General features: G+C 28.7%; 7 protein-coding genes. 3 read left to right on the top strand and 4 right to left on the bottom strand.

The window, feature by feature from the left end:
• On the bottom strand, nucleotides 1-1,093 hold a 1,093-nt coding region (locus tag Q0352_RS05955; protein ID WP_299525102.1), incomplete at its 3' end, for a pyridoxal phosphate-dependent aminotransferase.
• Between the two features lie 158 nt (nucleotides 1,094-1,251).
• On the opposite strand from Q0352_RS05955, the gene Q0352_RS05950 reads away from it, so the two are divergent.
• Nucleotides 1,252-2,598, top strand: a complete 1,347-nt coding sequence (locus tag Q0352_RS05950) for a PDZ domain-containing protein (protein WP_299525099.1) — start codon at nucleotides 1,252-1,254, stop codon at nucleotides 2,596-2,598.
• Between the two features lie 49 nt (nucleotides 2,599-2,647).
• Here Q0352_RS05950 and Q0352_RS05945 read toward each other — a convergent pair whose 3' ends face one another.
• Nucleotides 2,648-3,097 (bottom strand): DUF1573 domain-containing protein, encoded by a 450-nt coding sequence (locus Q0352_RS05945; RefSeq protein WP_299525096.1) that lies wholly within the window; start codon nucleotides 3,095-3,097, stop codon nucleotides 2,648-2,650.
• Nucleotides 3,098-3,211: 114 nt separating this feature from the next.
• On the opposite strand from Q0352_RS05945, the gene Q0352_RS05940 reads away from it, so the two are divergent.
• On the top strand, nucleotides 3,212-5,839 hold the full coding sequence (locus tag Q0352_RS05940) for a valine--tRNA ligase (RefSeq protein WP_299525093.1): 2,628 nt from the start codon (nucleotides 3,212-3,214) through the stop codon (nucleotides 5,837-5,839).
• 186 nt (nucleotides 5,840-6,025) lie between these two features.
• On the top strand, nucleotides 6,026-8,548 hold the full coding sequence (locus Q0352_RS05935; protein ID WP_299525090.1) for a M14 family metallopeptidase: 2,523 nt from the start codon (nucleotides 6,026-6,028) through the stop codon (nucleotides 8,546-8,548).
• Here Q0352_RS05935 and Q0352_RS05930 read toward each other — a convergent pair whose 3' ends face one another.
• Both Q0352_RS05930 and Q0352_RS05925 read right to left on the bottom strand, forming a co-directional pair.
• Nucleotides 8,549-8,890 (bottom strand): tRNA-binding protein, encoded by a 342-nt coding sequence (locus Q0352_RS05930; protein WP_299525088.1) that lies wholly within the window; start codon nucleotides 8,888-8,890, stop codon nucleotides 8,549-8,551.
• A gap of 9 nt (nucleotides 8,891-8,899) precedes the next feature.
• On the bottom strand, nucleotides 8,900-9,444 hold a 545-nt coding region (locus Q0352_RS05925; RefSeq protein WP_299525085.1), incomplete at its 5' end, for an OmpA family protein.

Here is a 9,444-nt window from a genome sequence, read left to right as displayed (position 1 = left end):
CAAACCCTTTTGTTGAATAGAAACCTGCAGCAGGAGCAACCATAACAGTTTGATTATTCAAATTGAAATCTTCTAAAAGCCATTGTGCAAATTTATCGGCATTATCAACTGGAAGTTCAACAACACAGTAAAAAGCACCTTTTGGAGACGCTACTTTAATACCTTCAATTTTACTTAATTCAGAAATTAAAAGATCTCTTCTGGCTTTATATTCAATAGTAACTTCATCAAAATAGGATTGTGGAGTTTCTAAGGCAGCTTCACTTGCAATTTGAGCAAATGTTGGCGGACTTAAACGTGCTTGAGCAAATTTTAAGCCTGTACTTATAACTTCTTTGTTTTTTGAAACTAAACAACCTATACGAGCACCACACATACTGTAACGCTTAGATACAGAGTCAATTATAATTGCATGATTTTCTAATCCAAAGTCATTTAAAACAGATTGATGTTGCACATTATCATATACAAATTCACGATATACTTCATCTGCAATTAAAAATAAATCATGCTTTTTAACAATAGCTGCTAGTTTTTGTATTTCTTCTTTTGAATATAAATATCCAGTTGGATTTCCAGGGTTACATATTAATATTGCTTTTGTTTTTGGAGAAATCAATTTTTCAAACTCTTCAATAGGAGGTAAAGCAAAATTATCTTCAATTTTAGATATTACAGGAACAATAGTCACTCCTGAAGCTGTTGAAAACCCATTATAATTCGCGTAAAAAGGTTCAGGAATAATTATTTCATCACCAGAATCACAAACACTTCCCATAACAAATAATAGTGCTTCAGACCCACCTGTTGTAATTATAATCTCATTAGCATCAACATTTATATCGTGCTTTTTATAATAATTTGCTAATTTTTGACGGTATTCTTCTGATCCTTCTGAACGACTATAAGCTAATACTTTAATAGTGTTGTTTTTTATAGCTTCAAGAGCAACATCAGGTGTTTTTATGTCTGGCTGACCAATATTTAAGTGAAAAACTTCAATTCCTCTTTTTTTTGCATCTTCAGCATAAGGAACTAGTTTTCTTATAGGTGACTCAGGCATGTTTTTACCTTTAATAGATATTATTGGCATTGTTTTTAGTTTTTGAAAAATTATACAACAAAATTGCGAAATTTAATTTAAAGTTCTTAACTTTTACTGTGATTTGTTATAGGTTAAAGTTTTCATAAAAGTTGTGCTGTCAAACGCCTTTTTTGTACTTTAAACTAAAATTTAAAACTTGATAATTATTGAGAATTAGTTTTACACATATATATATAGTTTTAGCATTACTTTTTTATTCAAAAGTTAGTGTAGCGCAAAGTAATTTTAGACTTATTAACAATGCTAAGAAACAATCCGTTTCTTTTAAATTAATTAATAATTTGGTTGTTTTTCCAATTGAAGTAAATGGAAAGGAGTTAAATTTTATATTAGATTCAGGTGTTGGAACCACTATTTTATTTAACATAAATAATAAAGACTCTTTACAACTTAATAATGTTGAAAAAATTAAACTAAGAGGTTTAGGTGAGGATGACGCAATTGATGCAATATTATCTAAAGGGAATATTTTTGGTTTTAATAATATTTTAAGCTCTAGTCAAAATTTATATGTTGTTTTTGATGATAGTTTTGATTTGTCTTCTAAACTTGGAATTACCATTCATGGGATTATAGGTTATAGAATACTAAAAGATTTTGTTGTTAAAATTAATTATGCTACTAAAAAAATAACCTTTTATAGTACAGAAACTTATAATTACAAAAACTGTAGAAAATGCGAAACTTTAGATTTAGAATTTTATAAATTAAAACCTTATATAAATGTTGGGATAAAATTGGATTCTTTTACTAATAAAATAACACCTGTTAAGTTATTGATTGATTCTGGAGGAAGTGATGCTATGTGGTTATTTGAAAACACTCACCCAGATATTTTAACACCTAAAAAGTATTTTGAAGATTTTTTGGGCGAAGGATTAAGTGGTTCAATTTATGGGAAACGGTCTATTATTAAAGGATTAGTTTTAGGGAAGTTTGAATTAAAATATCCTACGGTTTCTTTTCCTGATTCATTATCAATTGCGAATGCGCTTAAGTTTGAATCACGTAATGGTAGTTTAGGAGCAAATATTTTAAAACGTTTTACTGTAATATTTGATTATAAAAATTATAAAATTACATTAAAAAAAGGAAGCTCATTTAATGAACCTTTTAGGTATAATATGAGTGGCATTGAACTTATTTATAATGGGAAGTTATTAGTTAAAGAAAATGATAACACAAGTTTTGGTTTAGCTTCGAATAATCAAAACTCTGATCGGAATAAAGTTGTGTTATCATATAATTACAAGTATAGTTTTAAACCAACCTATAAAATTTTTAAAGTAAGAAAAAATTCTCCTGCGTATAATGCCGGTTTAGAACCAAATGATATTGTAATTAGGATTAATGGTGAATATACTTACAACTTAAAACTGGAAGAAATAGTTGAAAAATTTTATCAAAAAGAAAATAAAAAAATAAGTTTGGTAATTGAAAGAAATGGGCAAGATTATGAATATGAGTTTCGTTTAAAAAACATGTTAAAATAAAAAAGGCTTTCAATTTGAAAGCCTTTTTTATTTAGAATTTTAAGTCAACTTAATTAGCTGACATTGTTGGTTTATCTTTTTTAATAAGAGATTCTGGTTTAATCACAATCCCTTTAATTCTTAATTGTTTTGCAGGTTCAGTAGCATTAGAATTTACGGTAATAGTTTTTGAAAATCCTCCTGGTCTGTTTGTTGCATACTTCACTTCAATTTCACCTGTTGCGCCTGGCATAATTGGTTCAGTTGGTTTTTTAGGAACCGTACAACCACAGCTAGATTTAATATGACTGATAACTAAAGGTGATTTTCCAACGTTTTTAAATTTAAAAACACGAAGACCATCGGCATTTAAGTCTATTTTTCCGTAATCAATAACTTCAGTTTCAAATTCAAATGCAGGTGCATTAGGGTCTTGAACAGGTTCAGCAACTGTTTTTTCTTGAGCATTTATTGAGAATGTTAAAAGCCCAATGAATAATAAGGTTAATATTTTTTTCATAATTTTAAAGTTTTAAGATGTAAAGTTAGTACTTTTTTTAAGCTTTCAAAATATTTTGTGTTATCTCTTATCTAATTGTACATTTGCAAACTATATTACAAAAATTAGACCACAATGAGTTTAGCAACAAAATACAATCCTCAAGATATTGAGAAAAAATGGTATGATTACTGGATGAAAAACAATTATTTTCATTCAGAACCTAATGAAAAAGAACCTTATACGATTGTAATTCCACCTCCAAACGTTACAGGTGTTTTACATATGGGGCACATGCTTAACAACACTATACAGGATGTATTAATTAGAAGAGCTAGATTGAAAGGTTTTAATGCTTGTTGGGTTCCAGGAACTGACCATGCATCTATTGCAACTGAAGCTAAAGTAGTGGCTAAATTGAAGGAGGAAGGAATAAATAAATCAGATTTAACACGTGATGAGTTTTTAAAACATGCTTGGGAATGGACTGATAAACATGGTGGAATAATTTTAGAACAGTTAAAAAAATTGGGTGCTTCTTGTGATTGGGAGCGTACAAAATTCACTATGGACCCAGATTTAAGCGAAGCTGTATCTAAAGTTTTTGTTGAGTTATACGCTAAAGGATTAATTTACCGTGGATATAGAATGGTAAACTGGGATCCATCAGCAAAAACTACTTTATCTGATGAAGAAGTAATTTTTGAAGAAAAACAGGGGAATTTATACTATTTAAATTATAAAATTGAAGGTAGTAATGATGTTTTAACAATTGCAACTACTAGACCTGAAACTATTTTAGGTGATACCGCTATTTGTATCAACCCAAATGACGAACGTTATACACATTTAAAAGGGAAAAAGGCAATTGTTCCAATTGTAGGAAGAGTAATTCCTATTATTGAAGATGAATATGTTGATATTGAATTTGGTACAGGTTGTTTAAAAGTAACTCCTGCACACGATCAAAATGATAAAACATTAGGTGAAAAACACAATTTAGAAGTTATAGATATTTTTAATGATGATGCATCTTTAAATTCTTTCGGATTGCATTATGAGGGAAAAGATAGATTTGTGGTTCGTAAAGAAATTACAAAAGAATTAGAAAGTTTAGGTTGTTTGGTGAAAATTGAACAGTATATGCATAAAGTTGGAACTTCAGAAAGAACCAAAGAAGTAATTGAACCTAAAATTTCTGCACAGTGGTTTTTAAAAATGGAAACTATTGTTGAGCCAGCTTTAAAAGCGGTTTTAGAAGATGAAGAAATTCATTTTTTTCCAAAGCACTATAATAGTACCTACCGTTATTGGTTAGAAAATATTAGAGATTGGAATATTTCTCGTCAACTTTGGTGGGGACATCAAATTCCAGCTTATTTTTATGGAGACGGTGTAAACGATTTTGTAATTGCTTCAACAATTGAAGAAGCTGTTAAATTGGCTTCAGAAAAATTAGGAAAGGAATTAAAAACGAGTGATTTAACTCAAGATCCAGATGCGTTAGATACATGGTTTTCATCTTGGTTATGGCCAATTTCAGTTTTTGATGGAATTAGAAACCCTGACAATAAAGAAATTGAATATTATTATCCAACAAACGATTTAGTTACTGGGCCAGACATTATTTTCTTTTGGGTAGCTCGTATGATTTTTGCAGGTTATGAATTTAGAAATGAAAAGCCATTTACCAATGTATATTTTACAGGAATTGTAAGAGATGGTAAAGGAAGAAAAATGTCTAAATCATTAGGGAATTCACCTGATCCAATTGAATTAATGGAAAAATATGGTGCAGATGGTGTTCGTGTTGGAATGTTATTATGTTCAGCAGCTGGTAACGATTTGTTATTTGATGAAGAATTATGTGCACAAGGACGTAATTTTTCCAATAAAATTTGGAATTCTTTTCGTTTAATTAAAGGATGGGAAATAGATGAAACTCTTGAACAACCACAATCAGCTAAAGTTGCAATTGAATGGTATCAGGCTAAATTTCAACAAACATTACAAGATTTAGATAAATCATTTGAGCAATACAGAATTAGTGAAGCTTTAATGAGTATTTATAAATTAGTTTGGGACGATTTTTCTTCTTGGTTTTTAGAAATGGTAAAACCAGCTTATCAACAGCCAATTGATGCTAAAACTTATCATTCAGTAATTTGTTTTCTAGAAGACAATTTAAAAGTTCTACATCCTTATATGCCTTTTATTTCAGAAGAAATTTGGCAAGATATAACAGATAGAACTCCAGAAGAGGCGTTAATAATTGCCGAATACCCTAAATCCTCTATTGTAAATGAATCATTCATAAACGATTTTAAATTTACTTCTGAAGTTATTTCAAATATTAGAACAATTAGAAAAGATAAAAATATTGCATTTAAAAATACAATTGAATTATCAGTTTTAAATAACGAAAGTTTAAATAAAGATTTTGATGCTGTAATTGAAAAATTAGGAAATTTATCTTCATTAAAATATGTAACAGAGAAAGTTGAGGGGGCTTTAAGTTTTAGAGTAAAATCTAATGAGTATTTTATCCCAATGACTTCAGATGTTAATGTTGAAGAAGAAAAGGCTAAATTAGAAGAGGAATTAAAATACACTGAAGGTTTCTTAAAATCTGTTCAAAAAAAATTAAGTAACGAGCGTTTTGTAAATAATGCGCCAGAACAAGTAATTACAATTGAACGTCAAAAAGAAGCTGATGCCATTGCAAAGGTTGAAACATTAAGATCTAGTTTGGCAAGTTTATAAAAAAGTAAGTGCATTACTGTGGTTGGTAATTGTATTTACCTTAAAGAGATTCTAATTTTAATTAGAGTCTCTTTTTTTGTTTAAATGTGTTTATAAGTTGTCAGCTTGGATTTAATCATATTTTAACTTAGTAAATTGTTACATAAGATTATATTTGAATTTATATATTTGTTAAAACACAAAATAATGAAACTGACTACTTTTTTAATTACACTACTTTTCTCTCTAACTATTAGTGCGCAAAGTGAATTTGAGCTTTCGTATCATTTACCTCAAAATATTACTTATAATAAAGAAATACCAACACCTGAAAGTGTTATCGGTTTTAAAATAGGTGAGTGGCATATTACACACGATAAGTTTGTTGAATATATGAAAGTTTTAGCTGAAAGTTCTGATAGAATTACGTTGGAGGACAGAGGTAAAACATTTGAAGGTAGACCCTTACTTTTATTAACAATTACTTCTCCAAATAATCATAATAATATTGAAAATATTAGATTAAACCACTTGAAACTAACGGAAGTCAATGAAAGTTTAAAGTTGAACGTTAATGAGATGCCTATTGTTGTTTATCAAGGTTTTTCAGTACATGGAAATGAGCCTAGTGGTTTAAGTGCTGCAATTATATTAGCTTATTATTTAGCTGCAGCTGAAGGCCCGGAAATTGTATCGTTATTAAAAAATACGGTTGTTTTATTGGATCCTGCTATGAACCCTGATGGATTACAACGTTTTGCATATTGGGTGAATACCAATAAAAGCAAATATTTAAATACCGACCCTAATGATCGTGAATTTCATGAAGTTTGGCCGGGAGGAAGAACAAATCATTATTGGTTTGATATGAATAGAGATTGGTTACCAGTTCAATTGCCTGAATCGCGTGCTAGAATAGAAACTTATAGAAATTGGATGCCAAATATTTTTACGGATCATCATGAAATGGGAAGTAATTCAACCTTCTTTTTTCAGCCTGGAATTCAGTCTAGAGTAAATCCTTTAACACCAATAGAAAATCAAGAATTGACAAAGGAAATAGCTACTTACCATGCAAAGGCTATGGATAAAATTGGGTCTTTATATTTTACTGAAGAAGCGTTTGATGATTTTTATTATGGCAAAGGATCTACGTATCCTGATATAAATGGAGCAGTTGGTATTTTGTTTGAGCAAGGTAGTTCAAGAGGCCATGCGCAAGAAACAGTTAACGGAGTTTTAACATTTCCATTTACAATAAAAAATCAATTTACAGCTTCGCTTTCAACTTTAGAAGCCGCAAATTCTATAAGGGTAAAGTTATTGAATTATCAGCGTAATTTTTATATTGATGTTTCAAAAAAATCACTAAAAGATCAGGATAAAGCTATTGTGTTTGGAGATGAAAAAGATGAAATGAAAACCTATCATTTTGCTGAAATCTTAAAAAGACATAGAATTAATTTTCACAATCTAAAGAATGATTTATTAGTAGATGGGAAAAATTTCAAGAAAGAAAAAAGTTATATAATTCCTACGAATCAAAAAAATTATAAATTGATTAAGGCAATGTTTGATAAACAAACAACCTTTACCGATAGTTTATTTTATGATATTTCAGCTTGGACATTTCCTTTAGCATTTAATTTAGATAATGGGCCATTAAACTCTACTTCTGCAATAGGTGATTTGGTTGAGAATTTACAATCTCCAAAGGGAAAATTAACTACTAAAAGTTCTTATGCTTATTTAATGGAATGGCATGAGTATTATACTCCAAAAGCTTTAAATCAACTATTGCAAAAAGGCATTAGAGCTAAAGTTGGAATGAAACAGTTTTCATTGAATGGAATAAATTATGACTATGGAACTATATTAATTTCAGTTAAAAAGCAGAATAAAAATGAGGATCAATTATATGCTATTTTAAATGAAATTGCTACAAACTCAAATGTAACTATTACAGGTGTTAATACTGGTTTAACTGAAGGAATTGACTTGGGTAGTGGACAGTTTATAAATATAGAAAATCCAAAAGTAGCAATGATTGTTGGTAGTGGTGTATCATCATATGACGCGGGTGAAATTTGGCATTTATTTGATCAACGTTATGGAATGAATATTACGAAATTAGATTTAGATTATTTTAACAGAATTGATATTTCAAAATATTCCACAATTGTTTTACCAAATTCTAACTTGAAATTAAGCGAATCAAATCTTAATAAGTTAAAGGCTTGGGTTAAGAGTGGTGGTACAATAATAGGTTATAGAAATGCGGTTAAATGGTTATCAAACAATAAATTTATTGAGTTAGAATATGCAAGTGTTGAAGTAGATGCTAAAAATATATCATTTGAACAGAAAATAAATTTTTCAGGAGCACAAGTTGTTGGAGGTGCAATTTTTGAAACAAAATTAGATAAATCTCATCCGATTAATTTTGGTTATAAAAATGATAAATTACCAATGTTTAGGAATACTAAAATATTTATTAAATCAGATAGTTTAAGTTTTAATAACCCTATAAAATATACTAATAACCCACTTTTAAGTGGTTATATTTCAAAACCAAATTTTGAGGTTTTAAAAAATACAGTACCTTTTCAAATTAAAAGAATGGGAGCTGGGAAAGTTATTGTATTTACTGATAACACAAACTTTAGAGGCTTTTGGTATGGTACCAATAAGTTATTAATGAATGCAATATTTTTTAATAAAATGATGTAATTAACTTATTTGTTCACCATTTTTTAGTTTAGGTTTCGAGGATTTTAGTAATACAATTTGTTTCTTATTATTTTCAATGCCTAAAATTAAACATTCACTAAAGAAATTAGCGATTTGCTTTTTTTTAAAATTAATAATTGCAGTTATTTGCTTATTTAGTAATTCTTTTTTAGTGTATAAATCGGTGATTTGAGCACTTGATTTCTTTAAGCCTAACTCACCAAAATCAATAACTAGTTGGTAGGCAGGTTTACGAGCAATAGGAAAATCATGTACTTCAATAATGGTTCCTATTCTAATATCAACTTTGCTAAAATCATCAAATGAAATTGTTGGTTTCATATATAAAAGTTATTCTTGAATAATTACAAATTCAGTTCTTCTATTTAGCTGGTGTTCAGCTTGAGTACACTTTATACCATTAGAACATTTGTTTACCAATTGTGTTTCTCCATATCCTTTTCCAACAAGCCTATTAGAGCTAATTCCTTTTGACGTAATATAATTAATTGTTGAACTTGCTCTTTTTTCGGAAAGGGAAAGATTATAATTGTCTGGAGCCCTACTATCAGTATGTGATTTTATTTCGAGTTTTATTTTTGGATATTTGTTTAAAATCTCAATTACTTTTTCTAATTCAATTGCCGCATCAAGTAAAATTTCATCTTTATCTAGATCAAAATAAATTGGATTTGTTTTTATCATTTTTTGTTCACGAATTGTTATAAACTCTATTGTTGGTTCCATTAAAAGAGTTTTATTTAAAATTTCGTTGTAATTTTTTGAAGTATTTATTATTGTGATATTATCTTCATAATTTTTCATTGAAGCAACTATTTTATAAGCTGTGTTGCAATCAAATTTATAATTGAAATTAGCTTTGTTATTTAAAGTTA

This window comes from uncultured Lutibacter sp. (assembly GCF_937891065.1).
Classification (GTDB): Bacteria; Bacteroidota; Bacteroidia; order Flavobacteriales; family Flavobacteriaceae; genus Lutibacter.
Note: the sequence above shows the minus strand (reverse complement) of the source record. Positions and strands in the feature narration are given on the sequence as shown.